16 protein-coding genes are annotated in these 15,613 nt (G+C 64.7%); 9 read left to right on the top strand and 7 right to left on the bottom strand.

Going from position 1 to position 15,613, the window contains the following annotated elements; all coding sequences use genetic code 11:
- Complete coding sequence (locus NRS07_RS18515) at positions 1-1,881, top strand: ferrous iron transporter B (RefSeq protein WP_259209620.1); 1,881 nt, start codon at positions 1-3, stop codon at positions 1,879-1,881.
- A gap of 5 nt (positions 1,882-1,886) precedes the next feature.
- The gene (locus tag NRS07_RS18510; RefSeq protein ID WP_259209618.1) at positions 1,887-2,171 is read left to right on the top strand and encodes a DUF6587 family protein; all 285 of its coding nucleotides are present in this window, start codon (positions 1,887-1,889) and stop codon (positions 2,169-2,171) included.
- Between the two features lie 32 nt (positions 2,172-2,203).
- Here the strand turns inward: NRS07_RS18510 and NRS07_RS18505 are convergent, their stop codons facing one another.
- The gene (locus NRS07_RS18505; RefSeq protein WP_259209615.1) at positions 2,204-2,587 is read right to left on the bottom strand and encodes a hypothetical protein; all 384 of its coding nucleotides are present in this window, start codon (positions 2,585-2,587) and stop codon (positions 2,204-2,206) included.
- 108 nt (positions 2,588-2,695) lie between these two features.
- On the opposite strand from NRS07_RS18505, the gene NRS07_RS18500 reads away from it, so the two are divergent.
- From NRS07_RS18500 to NRS07_RS18490, 3 genes are read left to right on the top strand one after another with little or no spacing between them, the layout of a single operon-like run.
- Positions 2,696-3,367, top strand: coding sequence for a glutathione S-transferase (locus NRS07_RS18500; RefSeq protein ID WP_259209613.1), 672 nt, complete (start codon positions 2,696-2,698; stop codon positions 3,365-3,367).
- 10 nt (positions 3,368-3,377) lie between these two features.
- Positions 3,378-4,163 carry a 5'-3' exonuclease H3TH domain-containing protein gene (locus tag NRS07_RS18495; RefSeq protein WP_259209612.1) on the top strand — a complete coding sequence of 262 codons (786 nt, stop codon included), beginning with the start codon at positions 3,378-3,380 and terminating at the stop codon, positions 4,161-4,163.
- A gap of 18 nt (positions 4,164-4,181) precedes the next feature.
- Complete coding sequence (locus NRS07_RS18490) at positions 4,182-4,580, top strand: ANTAR domain-containing response regulator (protein WP_259209610.1); 399 nt, start codon at positions 4,182-4,184, stop codon at positions 4,578-4,580.
- Between the two features lie 18 nt (positions 4,581-4,598).
- Here the strand turns inward: NRS07_RS18490 and NRS07_RS18485 are convergent, their stop codons facing one another.
- Complete coding sequence (locus NRS07_RS18485; RefSeq protein WP_259209608.1) at positions 4,599-5,297, bottom strand: GAF domain-containing protein; 699 nt, start codon at positions 5,295-5,297, stop codon at positions 4,599-4,601.
- A gap of 160 nt (positions 5,298-5,457) precedes the next feature.
- Here NRS07_RS18485 and NRS07_RS18480 point away from each other — a divergent pair, with 160 nt between their 5' ends.
- Complete coding sequence (locus NRS07_RS18480; protein WP_259209604.1) at positions 5,458-7,227, top strand: EAL domain-containing protein; 1,770 nt, start codon at positions 5,458-5,460, stop codon at positions 7,225-7,227.
- A gap of 32 nt (positions 7,228-7,259) precedes the next feature.
- On the opposite strand, the gene mnmA is transcribed toward NRS07_RS18480, so the two are convergent.
- Both mnmA and NRS07_RS18470 read right to left on the bottom strand, forming a co-directional pair.
- On the bottom strand, positions 7,260-8,363 hold the full coding sequence (gene mnmA / locus NRS07_RS18475; RefSeq protein WP_259209602.1) for a tRNA 2-thiouridine(34) synthase MnmA: 1,104 nt from the start codon (positions 8,361-8,363) through the stop codon (positions 7,260-7,262).
- A 16-nt stretch (positions 8,364-8,379) separates the two neighbouring features.
- Positions 8,380-8,862 (bottom strand): NUDIX hydrolase, encoded by a 483-nt coding sequence (locus NRS07_RS18470; RefSeq protein WP_259209600.1) that lies wholly within the window; start codon positions 8,860-8,862, stop codon positions 8,380-8,382.
- Positions 8,863-9,114: 252 nt separating this feature from the next.
- Here NRS07_RS18470 and NRS07_RS18465 point away from each other — a divergent pair, with 252 nt between their 5' ends.
- The 3 genes from NRS07_RS18465 to NRS07_RS18455 are packed head-to-tail and all read left to right on the top strand — an operon-like array spanning position 9,115 to position 12,046.
- Positions 9,115-10,227: a Re/Si-specific NAD(P)(+) transhydrogenase subunit alpha gene (locus NRS07_RS18465; protein ID WP_259209597.1), complete on the top strand. Its 1,113-nt coding sequence runs from the start codon at positions 9,115-9,117 to the stop codon at positions 10,225-10,227.
- 41 nt (positions 10,228-10,268) lie between these two features.
- Positions 10,269-10,592, top strand: a complete 324-nt coding sequence (locus tag NRS07_RS18460; RefSeq protein WP_259209595.1) for an NAD(P) transhydrogenase subunit alpha — start codon at positions 10,269-10,271, stop codon at positions 10,590-10,592.
- Positions 10,589-12,046 carry an NAD(P)(+) transhydrogenase (Re/Si-specific) subunit beta gene (locus NRS07_RS18455; RefSeq protein WP_259209592.1) on the top strand — a complete coding sequence of 486 codons (1,458 nt, stop codon included), beginning with the start codon at positions 10,589-10,591 and terminating at the stop codon, positions 12,044-12,046. Before NRS07_RS18460 ends, NRS07_RS18455 begins: the two co-directional genes overlap by 4 nt.
- Positions 12,047-12,398: 352 nt before the next feature.
- Here NRS07_RS18455 and NRS07_RS18450 read toward each other — a convergent pair whose 3' ends face one another.
- Genes NRS07_RS18450 through murU form a run of 3 tightly spaced genes read right to left on the bottom strand, consistent with a single transcriptional unit; the run spans position 12,399 to position 15,609 of the window.
- Positions 12,399-13,547, bottom strand: coding sequence for a UbiH/UbiF/VisC/COQ6 family ubiquinone biosynthesis hydroxylase (locus NRS07_RS18450; protein WP_259209590.1), 1,149 nt, complete (start codon positions 13,545-13,547; stop codon positions 12,399-12,401).
- Positions 13,547-14,890 (bottom strand): aminopeptidase P N-terminal domain-containing protein, encoded by a 1,344-nt coding sequence (locus NRS07_RS18445; RefSeq protein ID WP_259209587.1) that lies wholly within the window; start codon positions 14,888-14,890, stop codon positions 13,547-13,549. Before NRS07_RS18445 ends, NRS07_RS18450 begins: the two co-directional genes overlap by 1 nt.
- Complete coding sequence (murU, locus tag NRS07_RS18440; RefSeq protein WP_259209584.1) at positions 14,887-15,609, bottom strand: N-acetylmuramate alpha-1-phosphate uridylyltransferase MurU; 723 nt, start codon at positions 15,607-15,609, stop codon at positions 14,887-14,889. Before murU ends, NRS07_RS18445 begins: the two co-directional genes overlap by 4 nt.
- Positions 15,610-15,613 lie beyond the last annotated feature (4 nt).

Here is a 15,613-nt window from a genome sequence, read left to right as displayed (position 1 = left end):
ATGGGTGTCATGGAACAGCAGGTGGCATCGCGCACGCCCCTGATCGCCTTGCTCGGCAATCCGAACTGCGGCAAGACAGCACTCTTTAACCGTCTCACCGGCTCGCGCCAGAAGGTCGCGAACTATGCCGGCGTGACCATCGAGCGCAAGGAAGGCAGCTTCACATCGCCCGCGGGCCGCCAGTTCCGGGTGCTCGACCTGCCGGGCGCTTACAGCCTCAATGCCCAGACCCCCGACGAAGGCATCACGCGCGACGTCGTCGCCGGCCTGCGCGCGGGCGAAGCCCCGCTCGACGCCATCCTGTGCGTGGTCAACGCCACCAACCTGCGCCTGAACCTGCGCCTGGTGCTCGAACTGCGCCGTCTTGGCCTGCCGATGGTGCTGGCCCTGAACATGGTCGACGTCGCCAAGAAGCGTGGCATCCGGATCGATACCGCCACCCTGTCCACGGCGCTGGGCATGCCGGTGGTCGAAACCGTCGCCATCCAGTCGGGCGGCGAACAGGCCCTGCTGGCTGAACTGGACCGCATGGAGTTCGGCGCCACCGTCAAGGTCAAGCCGCTGTCGGCGATCGACGAAGTGCCGGTCGAGGAGACCCAGCGCGAAGTGCGCCGCATCCTCGACCTGGCCGTGTCCACCGGCGCCGACAGCGGCAACCTGACCGAAAAGATCGACAATGTGGTGCTGCATCCGGTGCTCGGGCCAGTGATCCTGGCCGCATTGATGTTCCTGATTTTCCAGGCGGTGTTCAGCTGGGCTGGCGCGCCGATGGACCTGATCGAGCTGGGCGTCGGTCGCCTCGGAGAGCTGGTCGGCGCCTGGCTGGACGAGGGTCCGCTGCGCAGCCTGATCGTCGACGGCATCATTGCCGGGGTCGGCAGCGTGCTGGTATTCCTGCCGCAGATCATGATCCTGTTCTTTTTCATCCTGCTGCTGGAAGACGTCGGCTACCTGCCGCGCGCGGCCTTTTTGTTAGATCGCATCATGGGCAGCGTGGGCCTGTCGGGCCGCGCCTTCTTGCCGCTGCTGTCATCGTTCGCCTGCGCGATTCCCGGCGTGATGGCCGCGCGCACGATCCAGAACCCGCGCGACCGCCTGGTGACGATCATGATCGCGCCGCTCATGACCTGCTCGGCGCGGCTGCCGGTGTATGCGCTGCTGATCGCCGCCTTCATTCCGAACCGCAGCGTTGCCGGCAGCCTCAACCTGCAAGGCGTGGTGCTGTTCGTGCTCTACATGGCCGGCATCCTGAGCGCGATGGCGGTAGCCTGGTTCATGAAGCGCCGCAGTACCTATAAACAGCAGGCGCTGATGCTCGAACTGCCGGCCTACCACTGGCCGCAGCCCGGCGCGCTGGCGTCCGGCCTGTGGGAGCGCGCCAAAATATTCCTCAAGCGCGTCGGTACCCTGATCCTGACCATGATGATCCTGCTCTGGCTGCTGTCGAGCTTCCCGGGTGCACCGGAAGGCGCGGCCCATCCCGATATCTACTACAGCGTGGCCGGCATGATCGGGCGCGGGCTGGCCGTGCTGCTGGCCCCGATCGGGTTCGGCTGGGAGATCGCGATCGCCCTGGTGCCGGGTATGGCCGCGCGCGAAGTGGCGGTCGGCGCCCTTGGTACCGTGTACGCGCTGTCGGGCGGGGACGAGGTCGGCAATACCCTGGCGCCAATGATCGCGCAATCGTGGTCGCTGGCGACCGGACTGTCGCTGCTGGCCTGGTATGTCTATGCACCGCATTGCCTGCCGACGCTGGCAACGGTGGCGCGCGAGACCGGCAGCCGCCGTTTTGCCTGGATCATGGCGGGCTACATGTTCGCGCTCGCCTATGTGGCCGCCTTCATCGTCTATCGCACCACCTTGTTCTTTACGGGAGCGTAGCGGCCATGCCTTGGCAAGAACTGTTCGTCGGAATCATTGTCGTAGTGGCCGCCCTGTATGCCGGGGCCAAATATCTGCCCGCATCCTGGCGTCGCGCCCTGGTGCACCGCCTGTCAGGCGGCGGGCGCGCATCGACGCGGGCGAAGCGGCTGGTGGCGTGGCTCGATACCTCGGCCAGTTGCGGCAGCGGCTGCGGCAGCTGCGCAAGCTGCGCCACGCCGCAACCGACGCCGCCGTCCAGCGGCGAACCGGGCAGGGGGCGGGTCATCAAGATCCACCAGCACCGCTAGCGGGGCGCAGGCTGGAAGCCGCCAGCGCCTGATCAGCGCGCGGGATCGGGCACCACATGCCAGGCGCCGCCGACCCCATCGCCGCTCTTGTCGCCTTCTTGCTTGTCCTTGATGAAGGTATACAGCGGCTTGCCCTTGTAGGCCAGCTGCTTGCTGCCGTCCTCGCGCGTGACTATCGACCAGGGCTCGGCCAGGGGGGCACCGGGCGCCGTGACCGGTGGCCAGTTGCGGGCGCAAGTCTCGACGCAGCTGCTCTTGCCACTGCCGGCCACATCCTTGTCGTAGGTATAGACGGTCATGCCCGAGGCATCGACCAATACGCCATGCGCCGCTTTCAGCGGCGGGGCATCGGCGGCGAACAGGGTGCTTGAAAACAGCAGGGCGGTGATTGCGGTACTGACTCGAAGCAACTGCATGACGGTCTCCTGAGCGTTGGATATACAGAGAAGATACACTGGCCGGCCTGTTGGCAGGCGCACAACATGCTAAGCTGCGGGCCTTGTCGAACCTTATCGAAAGCCTTCATGATCGTCGTCCATCACCTGAACAATTCGCGCTCGCAGCGCATCCTGTGGCTGCTCGAAGAACTGGGGCTGGAATACGAGATCAAGCGTTACCAGCGCGACCCCAAGACCATGCTGGCGCCGGCCGAGCTCAAGGCCGTCCACCCGCTCGGCAAGTCGCCGGTGATCACCGATGCCGAGGCCACGGTGGCGGAGTCCGGTGCCATCATCGAGTACCTGCTGGAGCGCTACGGCAACGCACGCCTGCGGCCGGCCGCCGGCACGCCCGAGCGCCTGCTCTACACCTATTATCTCCACTTCGCCGAAGGCACCGCCATGTCGCCGTTGCTGATGAAGCTCGTGTTCGACCGCATCGAGAGCGGCCCGATGCCTTTCTTCGCCAAGCCGATTGCGCGCGGCATCGCGCGCAAGGTCAAAGAGACCTTTATCATGCCAAATATCCGCGGCCAGCTCGCGTTCCTGGAAGCGGAACTGGGAAAATCTCCCTGGTTCGCCGGCAGTGAATTTTCCGCTGCCGATATCCAGATGAGTTTTCCGCTGGAGGCGGCCGCCTCGCGCGGTGGCCTGGGCAGCCAGTATCCGCAACTCGAAGCCTTCTTGCAAAAGATCCACGCCCGTCCGGCGTATGTCCGGGCCCTGGAGCGCGGCGGCAAATACGACCTGCTTAAATAAACTTACCCCCATGAGTACCCAGGGCAAGCTGCTGGCGATCGATGGCCTGAACATCGTCCGCCGCGTCTATGAAGCCAGTCCCGAACCGGACTCCGACCTGAAGGCCAGCATCGCGCTGCGCCACGCATTCTCGTCGTTTCGCATGCTGCTCGAGACCCACGCCCCGACCCACGTGCTGGCCGCCTTCGACTACGGTGGCGCGACCTGGCGCCATGCGCTGTACCCGCGCTACCGCGAGAACCGCGCGCCGATGCCAGGCTTTCTGCGCGAGGCGCTGCCCGAATTCTTCGAGCGCCTGCGCCAGGCCGGCCTGCAGGTCCTGATGCTGCCCGAAGTCGAAGCCGATGATGTGATCGCTACCGGCGTGATGCGCTGGCTGCAGGAAGGCCGCGGCGAAGCCATCGTCGCCACCACCGATAAGGACCTGCACGTTCTGGTGGCGCATGGCGCGCTGGTATGGGATCACTTCAAGAACGAATGGCATGACGACGCCTGGGTGCGCCAGCGCTTCGGCGTGGCGCCCGAACTGCTGCACGATTTGCTGGCGCTGATGGGCGATCCGACCGACGGCGTGCCGGGCGTGTCCAAGATCGGCATGAAGACCGCAGCGCGCCTGCTCAACGCCTATGGCAGCCTGGAAGCGGTGGTGGCCGGCGCCGGCATTCTCAAGACGACGCTGGGCGAGAGGCTGCGCGCCGAGCGTGAGATACTCGAGGTCTCGCGCCAGCTGGTCGAACTCAAGCGCGATGTACGGCTGGGCGTGACCTGGAACATGCTGGCCTATGAGTCACACTGAGATGAAAGGAAAGTTGCGATGCTCAAGGCTTTGATCGTGGATAGCAGCGCGCTTTCGCGTGGCTTGCTCAACACCGTGCTGATCGACGGCGGCTACGACGTGGTGGCGCAGACCCACACCGGGCTGCTCGGTTATACGCTGGCCATGAAGCACCGCCCGCAAATCGTCTGCATCGCGCGCGAGCAGGTCGAAGACGGCAGCCAGGTGGTCGAGCAATTGCGCAGCCAGCTGCCGAAAGCGATGATCTTCATGGTATCGGGCACGCTTGACGCACCCACCATCGAGGGCGCAGTCGCGCGCGGCGTGCATGGCTTCGTGGTCAAGCCGTTCAAGGCCGACACCGTCCTCAAGACGATCCGCAACACCGTGATCGCGCTCGTGAAAAAGCAGCAGGCGACACCGGGCAACCCGGCTTGATCGCCACCGCGCCATACCTTAAACCTGGGTGCGGCGCGCGATCTCTTCAGACGCGATCGCCGCCAGTTCGTGCAGCGCGCGCATCTCGCGCTCGCGCAGGCAACGTGGTTCGCGGTCGAAGACGCACAGGGTACCGAGCTGCCGCCCCTGGGCATCGGCCAGCGGTATCCCGGCATAGAAGCGCACATGGGGCTCGCCCGTGACCAGAGGGTTGCCGGCAAAGCGCGGATCGTCCTGCGCATCGGCCACCACGAAGGCAACCGCCGCGGCCAGCGCATGGCTGCAAAACGCCCACTCACGCGGCGTTTCCGTGATATCGGTGCCGACGCGCGCCTTGAACCACTGGCGCTGCGCGCCCAGCAGGGTGATCAGCGCAATCGGGCAATCGGTCAACTGCGCGGCCAGCCGCGCCAGGCGGTCGAATACTTCTTCTGGTGGCGTATCCATCAAGCCGGAAGCGGCCAGTGCCGCCAGCCGCGCCGCTTCCAGCGCTGTGCCTTCGGTAGTGCATTCGGGGGCGATACCGGTTTCTTCGCTCTGTTGCATCTGCAGCTGCCGCACGCTGCTCAGGCGCACGCGGCGATGTCCGCCGGGCGTTTTCCAGGCCGGCAGCGCGCCGCTTTCCATCCACAGCTGGGTAGTACTGACGGCAACGCCAAGCAGCAGCGCCGCGTCGCGTGTGGTCAGGATTGGATCGTCGTCAGGTGGCGCTGTCATGGGTTGACTCAAAGGCAAGTACTGGGATTCTAACCGAGATGTTGTGCATAATTGACGAAAATGCGCAATTGAACCGGGGTTTGGGCGACACTCCTCCCGACTTCTCGGGCTTTTTCCACGTACAATCGTCATTTCCGTCAAATATGTCTTTGTTTCTCACATGAATTCATTGAACCATCTGGTTACCGATGAAGCCAGCCGCCTCGACGCCCTGCAGCAGTTGCAGCTGCTCGATACCGCCCCGAACGACGCGTTCGACCGCATCACGCGGATGGCGGCGCAGCTATTCCAGCTGCCGATTGCCGCCGTATCGCTGACCGATGTCGACCGCCAGTGGTTCAAGTCCAAGGTGGGCGTGGAGCACGCTGCGATCCCGCGCCTGAAGGCGCCATGTGCGACGGTCGCACAGAGCGGCCAGCTGGTGGCGGTACCCGACCTGCTCGAAGACGATTATTTCCGCGACAGCGTGCTGGCTGACAGCGGCATCCGCTTTTATCTTGGGGCGCCCTTGACCACCAAGGCCGGGCACTGCCTGGGGGCGATGTGCGTGCTCGGAACCGAGCCGCGCACGGTAACCGAGGCGGAACGCGCTACCCTGCTTGACCTGGCGGCGATGGTGATGGCGCAGATCGAATTGCAGCACGCGCTGGGCCGGATCGATCCGCTCAGCGGTCTGCCCAACCGTAACCAGTTCGTCAGCGACATGCGCGACCTTGGCATCGTCAAGGTCGAGGGCGAACCGCAGCTCGCCGCGCTGGTCAGCCTGGCCAGCCCCGAGCAGCTCAACGACGCCATGCGCGTGATGGGCAGCGCCTGGCTCGACGACACCGTGCGTGCCGCAGTGCCGGCATTGCGCCGCCTTGCCGGCGACGGCAAGGTCTACCATGTGGGCACGACCCAGTTCGCGTTCTTCGCGCCGCTCGGGGCCTCTTTGGTAAGCTTTAGCAGCACGCTGCTGGCCTGGCTGGGAGAGCGCTTCCCGACCGGCCAGGCTGGCTTCCTGACCAGCGCCACGGTGGGGCTGGTGCGCTTTGCCGTCAGCCAGGATGCGCCGCTCGACGTGCTGCGCAACCTGCACAGCGCCGCCCACGACGCGCGCGACACCGAATCCGGGCTGCGGGTGTTTTCGGCCGAGCAGGATGCCCTCTATCGCCGCCGCTTCTGGCTCATCGGAGAGCTTGGCCGCGCCCTGACGCAGCCGGACGAACTGCACCTGGCCTTCCAGCCCAAGGTATCGTTGACCGATGGTGCCTGCCTCGGCGTCGAGGCGCTGCTGCGCTGGAACCATCCGCAGGCCGGCGCCATCGGACCGGCCGAATTCATTCCGATCATCGAAACCACGTCGCTGGCGCGCGCCACCACAGAGTGGGTACTGGCGGCGGCGCTGCGCCAGCTCGCCGCGTGGCACGCCGGCGGGGTGGCGCTGCAGGTGGCGGTCAACGTGTCGGCGGTGAACCTGGAAGAACCGGATTTTTGCGAACGCGTGCTCGCAGGGCTGGCGCGCCATGCGCTGCCGGCCGCTTGCCTGGCACTGGAACTGACCGAGAGTGCCCTGATGCGCAAACCGAAGGCGGCGCACGACACCATGCGGCGGTTGACGGCGGCCGGCGTGAAGATCGCTATCGACGATTTCGGCACCGGCTACAGCAGCCTGGCCTACCTGCAGGACATGTCGGCCGACGTGGTCAAGATCGACCAGTCCTTCGTGCGCGGCATGGCGAACGACGAGCGCACACTGGCGCTGGTGACGACCATGATCAAGTTGTCGCACGACCTTGGCCACCGGGTGGTGGCCGAAGGCGTGGAGAGCGCCGAGGTGGCCCAGCTGCTGCGCGCGGCAGGCTGCGACGAAGCGCAGGGGTATCACTATGCGCGTCCGATGGCGCCGGCGGCGCTGGCGCAGTGGCTGGAGCAACGCGAGCTTTCATAGGATGGGCGGCTTGGCCGTCCACCCTCCTGGCGTCACCCGGCGCTGTTGGCGTCGATGATTCCTCCGCCCAGGCACACATCGCCGTCATACAGCACGGCCGACTGCCCGGGCGTTACCGCCCACTGCCGCTCGGTGAAATCGAGCGTGAAACGATCGATTCCTTCGGCCAGCACGGTACAGGCCACGTCTGCCTGGCGGTAGCGGGTCTTGGCCGACAGGGCGCGTGGCGCGGGTGCTTCGCCCGCGACCCAGCTGGCCTGGCCGGCTTCGAGCCTGCCCGACAGCAGCCATGGGTGGTCATGCCCCTGCACGATGTACAGCGTGTTGGTGGCGATATCCTTGCGCGCCACGAACCATGGCTCGCCGGTTCCGTCAGCATTCTTGTGCGACTTCAGGCCGCCGATGCCGATGCCCTTGCGCTGCCCCAGCGTGTAGAACGACAGGCCGATATGCTCGCCCACGACGGTGCCGTCATCGAGCTTCATCGGTCCCGGCTTGTGCGACAGGTAGCGGTTCAGGAACTCGCGGAACGGGCGCTCGCCGATGAAGCAGATGCCGGTCGAATCCTTTTTCTGCGCATTGGGCAACTGCAGCTGCTGCGCAATCTTGCGCACGTCTGTCTTGGGGATCTCGCCCAGCGGGAACAGCGACTTCGAGAGCTGCGCCTGGTTCAGGCGGTGCAGGAAGTAACTCTGGTCCTTGGTATGGTCGAAGGCCTTGAGCAGCTCGAAGCGGCCGTCGTTCTCGCGCACCCGCGCATAGTGGCCGGTGGCGATCAGGTCGGCGCCCAGCTTCATCGCATGGTCGAGGAAGGCCTTGAACTTGATCTCGGCGTTGCACAGCACGTCCGGATTGGGCGTGCGTCCGGCCTGGTACTCGCGCAGAAAGTCGGCGAACACGCGGTCCTTGTACTCGGCGGCGAAATTGACCGCCTCGATATCGACACCTACCACGTCGGCCACGCTGGCCGCATCGATCCAGTCTTGGCGCGTCGAGCAGTATTCGGAGTCGTCGTCGTCTTCCCAGTTCTTCATGAACAGGCCAATGACCTCGTAGCCTTGCTCCTTGAGCATCCACGCCGCGACTGAAGAGTCGACGCCGCCCGACATGCCGATGACGACTTTTTTCTTGCTCATCTTGTTTCCGTCTTGATTAGATCCCGCCCTCGAACACCGAGGGGTGGGTGTAAAGCAGGGCCAGCGGCATGCGCCGGCCAGCCAGGTAGTCGTCCACGCACTGCAGCACGATCGGGCTGCGGTGCTGTTCGGCGCTGGCGGCGATTTCGTCGCGCGTCATCCACAGGGTACGCAAGATGCCTTCGTCCAGCGGCTGGTCGAATTCGCGTCCGGCGTCGCCGCAGAAAGTGAAGCGCAGGTAGGTGATGTCGGCGCCGCGCGACTTCGAATGGTAGCGCGACATGTACATGCCCACCAGGCCGGTCGGGATGAACTCATGCGCGGATTCTTCGAGTGCTTCGCGCACCACCGCCTGCTCGAGCGACTCGTTCGGATCGAGGTGGCCGGCCGGCTGGTTCAGCTTCACGCCTTCGCTCGTTTCTTCCTCGATCAGGAGAAAACGGCCATCGCGCTCGATGATGGCGGCGACGGTCACGGATGGTTTGAAGATATCGGTCATGCGCTTCCTCGAAAAATGAGCCGACATTTTACCTTGACAACAGCGTTTTCTGCTCATCCATGCGAGCTTGGCCGTGCTCCCATGTCGTTAATTGGGCTTGATATTCTGCAAACGTCGGATGGGTTCGTCTGGCTGCAGCCCGCATCTTGCGACACAATTCCAGATTGGTTTTTTTATATTTGTTATTAAGCAATCTTCGTCATTACATGTTAGATTGGTGGAAAGAATATCGTCCACTGAACGGAGGGATTCATGAGAATTGGCATACCGGCCGAGATACGGCCGGGCGAGACCCGCGTCGCTGCAACTCCCGAAACCGTCAAGAAGCTGGCCGCGCACCACCAGATACTGGTTGGCGCCGGCGCCGGTATCCAGGCATCGATTCCCGATGCGGCCTATGAAGCCGCCGGCGCCACCATTGTCGATGCCGCCAGCGCGCTGGGCGCCGACATGGTGCTCAAGGTGCGCAGCCCGGACAATGCCGAGCGCGCCCTGATGCGTCCCGGGACCGTCCTGGTCGGCATGCTCAATCCTTTCGATACCGACAACCTGGCCGCCATGGCAGGCGCCGGCCTGGTCGCCTTTGCTCTCGAGGCCGCGCCGCGCATCTCGCGCGCGCAATCGATGGATGTGCTCTCGAGCCAAGCCAACATCGCCGGCTACAAGGCCGTGATGGTGGCGGCCAACACCTATGGACGCTTCATGCCGATGCTGATGACGGCAGCCGGCACCGTCAAGGCGGCCCGGGTCCTGATCATGGGCGTGGGCGTGGCGGGCCTGCAGGCGATTGCTACTGCCAAGCGGCTGGGGGCGGTGATCGAAGCGTCCGACGTGCGCCCGCCCGTGAAAGAACAGGTAGAGTCGCTCGGCGCCAAGTTCATCGACGTGCCGCTCGTGACCGACGAAGAGCGCGAGATCGCCAAGGGCGTGGGCGGCTACGCGCGCCCGATGCCGGCGGACTGGATGCGACGCCAGGCCGAACTCGTGCACGAGCGTGCCAAGCTGGCCGACATCATCATCACCACCGCGCTGATCCCGGGCCGCAAGGCGCCGGTATTGATTTCCGAAGAGACGGTTCAGGCGATGAAGCCCGGTTCGGTCATTGTCGACATGGCCGTCGAGCAGGGCGGCAACTGCCCGCTCACGGAGCTGGGTCGCACCGTGATCAAGCATGGCGTTCATATCATCGGCGAGCCGAATCTGGCTGGACTGGTGCCGGCCGATGCTTCGGCACTGTATGCCCGTAACGTGCTCGATTTCCTCAAGCTGGTCATCGACAAGGATGGAAATTTCATGATCGACCGCGAAGACGAGATCGTGCGCGCCACGCTGGTGTGCGCGGACGGCGCGGTGTTGCGCACTTGATTGCGCAGATCGGTTTCAGGAACAGATTCTAGGAGCGAAGCATGGAAATCAGCCACACCATCATCAACCTGATCATCTTCGTGCTGGCCATCTACGTCGGCTACCACGTGGTCTGGAACGTCACCCCCGCGCTGCACACGCCGCTGATGGCGGTGACCAACGCGATCTCCGCCATCATCATCGTCGGCGCCATGCTGGCAGCCGGCCTCACCGAAGGACTCACCGGACAAGTGGCCGGCACGCTGGCGGTGGCGCTGGCCGCGGTCAACGTCTTTGGCGGCTTCATGGTCACGCGGCGCATGCTTGAGATGTTCAAGAAAAAGGAGCCGAAAGCCAAGCTGCCGGCGGCGGGAGAACAGGCATGAATTTCATCAGCATGAACCTCGTGACCCTGCTCTACCTGGTGGCATCGGTCTGCTTCATCCAGGCGCTCAAGGGCCTGTCCTCGCCCTCGACCGCGCGCCTGGGCAACACCTTCGGCATGGCCGGCATGGCGATCGCAGTGGTGACCACGGTCGCCCTGATCTTCAAGCTGCAGGCCGAACTCGGCACCGGGCGCGGCATGGGCTTCCCGCTGGTGATCCTGGGCGTGGTGGTGGGTGGCAGTATCGGCGCGATCGCGGCCAAGAAGGTCGAAATGACCAAGATGCCCGAACTGGTCGCGGCGATGCACTCGCTGATCGGCCTGGCCGCGGTGTGCATTGCCATTGCCGCCGTGTCCGAGCCGTGGGCGTTCAACATCGCCACGCGCGAGACCCCGCTGCCATTCGGGAACCGGCTCGAGCTGTTCATCGGTACCTTTGTCGGCGCGGTGACGTTTTCGGGCTCGGTGATCGCCTTCGGCAAGCTGTCGGGCAAATACAAGTTTCGCCTGTTCCAGGGCGCGCCGGTGCGCTTCGCGGGCCAGCACATGCTCAACTTGGTGCTGGCGATCGCGCTGATCGCGCTGGGCCTGGTGTTCTGCTTCGCCGACGGCGTGGAGCCGGCCTGGACCCCGTTCATCATCATGGCCGCGCTGTCCTTCGTTCTTGGCGTGTTGATCATCATCCCGATCGGCGGCGCTGACATGCCGGTGGTGGTGTCGATGCTGAACTCCTATTCTGGCTGGGCGGCGGCAGGTATCGGCTTCTCGCTGAACAACTCGATGCTGATCATCGCTGGCTCGCTGGTGGGTTCGAGCGGCGCGATCCTCTCGTACATCATGTGCAAGGCGATGAACCGCTCGTTCTTCAATGTGCTGCTGGGCGGCTTTGGCGGCGAAGCGGTGGTCGACGATGGCACTACCAAGGAGCAAAAGCCGGTGAAATCCGGCTCGGCCGACGACGCGGCCTTCATCTTGCAAAATGCCGAGTCGGTGATCATCGTCCCGGGCTACGGCCTGGCGGTGGCACGTGCCCAGCACTCGGTCAAGGAGCTGGTCGACAAGCTCACCGAGCGCGGCGTCCAGGTGCGCTACGCGATCCATCCGGTGGCAGGCCGCATGCCTGGCCACATGAACGTGCTGCTGGCCGAAGCCGAGGTGCCTTACGACCAGGTCGTGGAGATGGAAGACATCAACGGCGAGTTCGGCCAGACCGACGTGGTACTGGTGCTGGGCGCAAACGACGTGGTCAACCCGGCCGCGAAAGATCCCAAGTCCGCGATCGCCGGCATGCCGATCCTCGAGGCCTACAAGGCCAAGAGCATCATCGTCAACAAGCGCTCGATGGCCTCCGGCTATGCCGGCCTGGACAACGAACTGTTCTACCAACCGAATACGATGATGGTCTTTGGCGACGCCAAGAAAGTAATCGAATCCATGGTCAAAGCCGTCGAATAAACCACGTCGCACACCTCATTAGGGTCAGAGTCGAATTATTCACCAATTGATTTACCGATCCATCGCCAGGCCAAGAAACATAGCGCGATGTCAGTTAATCAAAAGCTCTTGGTGAGTAATTTGACTCTGACCCTAATTATTTCTGGCGTTGTTGCATCCGAAGAAAATGAGGGTCAGTGTCGAATTATTGGGCACAGTCTCTGGCTCAACTGGTCGAAGTTAAGTTAAATAGCGCTATGCCAGATGCTCAAAGGATCTTGGCAATTAATTCTACTCTGACCCTAATTGTTGGGCTATGCCAGATGCTCAAAGGATCTTGGCAATTAATTCTACTCTGACCCTAATTGTTGGGTTAGCGGCGGCCGAACATCATGAGCTCGGCGAGCAGGTGGCGGGCGGGGGGAAGGGTGTCGAGGGCGGCGAGTGACAGGCCGAGCAGGGGTTGCAGGGGGCCGGTGCCGGTGAAGGCGCGGGCCATGGTGTCGGTCAGGCCGATCGTCAGGCGGCGGTCCTGGTGGCGCTGGTGCATGAAGGCAGCGATGGTTTCCGGGCTGGGGCCGCGCGCGAGCTGGCGGGCCAGGACGGCGGCGTCGCGCAGGCCCAGGTTCAGGCCCTGGCCCGCGACCGGGTGCAGGGTCTGGGCGGCATTGCCGATCGCCACCGTGCGCGCGGTGGCGCGGGGCTCGGCGTTCAGGCCGAGCGGGAAGGCGATGCGGGCCGAGGCGCGGGTGAAACGGCCAAGGCGGCCACCGAAGGCCGCGCCGAGCTGCGCCAGGAAACTGGCGTCGTCGAGCATCTGGAGATCCATCGCGCGGCCCGGGCGCATGCACCAGACCAGCGCGTAGCCATGGCCATCGTCGCCTTCTTGCGGCAGCAGCGCCAGCGGGCCTTCGTCGGTGAAGCGTTCGAAGGCGCGGTGCGGCACCGGATCGCTTACGCTAACGCGCGCGATCAGCGCGGTCTGGGCGTAGTCGCGTTGCTGGGCCTTGCCGTCCTGCTGCCCGAACACGCCGCCTTCGGCCTGCACCGCCACCTGCGCGCTTGCCTCGCGTCCGTCGTCCAGGCGCAGCACGACACCACGTTGACTTTCCTCGAGCGCTTCCACCCGCGCCGGGCGCAGCGTGGTCACCCCGGCGCGCTCGCAGGCGCGCGCAAGCGCGTCGACCACATCGCCATAACGCGCCACGTAACCGAGCGCCTGCAGCTTGTGGTCGGCGCGGTCCATCAGGCTGCGGCCCAGGTGGCCGCGGCGCGAGACATGGATCTCGTGGATCGGCGTGGCTGGCAGCGGCCAGGCATGCACTTGTTCCAGCAATTGCACGCTGCCCCAGGACAGCGCGATCGAGCGAGGATCCGTGATCGCCTGGCCCAGCGACTTGCCGTCGATGAGGGCGATTCGCTGCCCGGCCATGCCGCGCCGGACCAGCAAGGCCGCCAGCGCCAGCCCCACCGGCCCGGCGCCGCAGATTGCCACATCAAGGTCGATCACTCCGTCCGCCATTACTGCCCCCGCATCAATGATTCAATCTCGGCCATCGCTTTCGGCGCCGCGCCGGACAGCACCCGGGCACCCTCGTCGGTGACGATCACGTCGTCTTCGATGCGGATGCCGATATTCCAGAACTGCTCCGGCACGCCCTCGCCCGGACGCACATAGATGCCCGGCTCGACCGTCAACGCCATTCCTGCCAGCAGGGGGCGCGAGGGACGTGCTTCGTGCGTCAGGTCGCGGTAGGAGCCGACGTCGTGCACGTCCATCCCGAGCCAGTGGCCGGTGCCGTGCATGTAGAACTGCAGATGCGCCTTGTCGGCGATCGCGTCTGCGCTGGAGCCGTACTTTTTCCGGTCGAGCAAGCCAAGATCGAGCATGCCAGCCGCGAGCACCTGCACCGCTGCCTCGTGCATGTCGCTGTAGCGACGACCGGGCACAATCGAGGCCAGCGCCGCTTCCTGTGCCTGCAAGACCAGCTCGTACAGCAGCCCTTGTGGCGCGCTGAAGCGGCCATTCACCGGCCAGGTGCGGGTGATGTCCGATGCGTAGCCATCGAATTCGCAACCGGCGTCGACCAGTACCAGTTCGCCGTCACGGGATTGGCGATTGTTCTGGTTGTAATGCAGGACGCAGACATTCGCACCCGAGGCGACGATCGGCGTATAGGCGGGAGCCTGCGCGCCGTGGCGGCGGAATTCGTGCAGCAGCTCAGCCTCGATTTCATACTCGAACACGCCGGGACGGGTAAAGCGCATCGCGCGCGCATGGGCGCCGCCGGCGATGCTTGCCGCGCGCGCCATCAGGGTCGCTTCGTCCTCGTCCTTGAGCAGGCGCATCTCGTCCAGGATGCCGAGCAGGTGATGGGTAGTAGAAGGCGCCATGATGCCGATGCGGCCCTGGGCGCGCACCGCTTTGAGCCAGTTGCTCACCTGGGCGTCGAGCGCGGCGCTGTGGCCCAGTGCGTAATACAGCGCCGGGGCATTGGCCAGCAGCCTGGTCATCTGCGCATCGAGTTCGTCGATCGGCCAGGCCTCGTCGACACCGAACGCCAGGCGCGCTGCCGCCGGGCCATAGCGGTAGCCGTCCCAGATTTCGCGTTCCGGGTTCTTCTCGCGGCAGAACAATACCGAACGCGCCGGTTTCTCGCCAATGGGGGCGACCAGCACCAGCGCGCTTTCCGGTTCGGCGAAGCCGGTCAGGTAGTAGAAATAGCTGTCGTGCCGGTACGGATACTCGCTGTCGCCGTTACGCACGACTTCAGGCGCGGTGGCAATCACCGCGACGGCGCCCGGCTGCATGCGCTGCAGCAGGCGGGTGCGCCGCTGCTGGTAGCTGCCGACGGCGCTCGTCATGAACCGGTTTTCACCGCCCCCAGCGGCGCGTTGAGTTCTTCGAGCTGGCCGGCGGTGCCGACATTGACCCACAGGCCGTGGTACAGCTCTCCGCCCACGCGGCCCTGGTCGATGAACTTGCGCATCAAGGGGCCGAACTTGACGAACTCGCCCGCGCTGATCCCCGCGAACATCTCGGGACGGTAGACGCCGATGCCGGCGAAGTTCCACTTTTCCGCTCCGTCGTTCCTGAGCGTGTACATATCCAGTGTGAAGTCGCCCTCCGGGTTGTGCCACGGATTGGGCGTGAGCCACAGCCAGGCGATGTCGCGCTGCTCGACCGGGATCGGGACGCCTACCATGTCCTTGTCTTTCAGGACATCGGTCACCTGCGAGAAGTCGAAATAGGGCGCGTAGATATCGCCCGACACCGCCAGGAAGGGTTCGTCGCCCAGCAGGTGCATCGCATTGACGATCCCGCCCGCGGTTTCCAGCGGTGACGGTTCATGCGAATACTGGATGCGCGCGCCGTACTTGCTGCCGTCGCCCAGTTCTTCTTCGATCATGTGGCCGAGGTGCGAGTGGTTGATGACGATATCGACGATCCCGGCACGCACCAGGTTCAGCACGTGGTAGGTGATCATCGGGCGTCCGCGTACCTTGAGCAGCGGCTTGGGGCAGGCGTCCGTCAGCGGACGCATGCGCTCGCCGCGGCCGGCGGCGAAAATCATGGCTTTCATGCGC

Origin of the sequence: Massilia sp. H6 (assembly GCF_024802625.1) — a bacterium.
GTDB lineage: Bacteria > Pseudomonadota > Gammaproteobacteria > Burkholderiales > Burkholderiaceae_D > Telluria.
The sequence above is the reverse complement of the archived record's forward strand: the minus strand, read 5'-3'. Positions and strand labels throughout refer to the sequence as shown.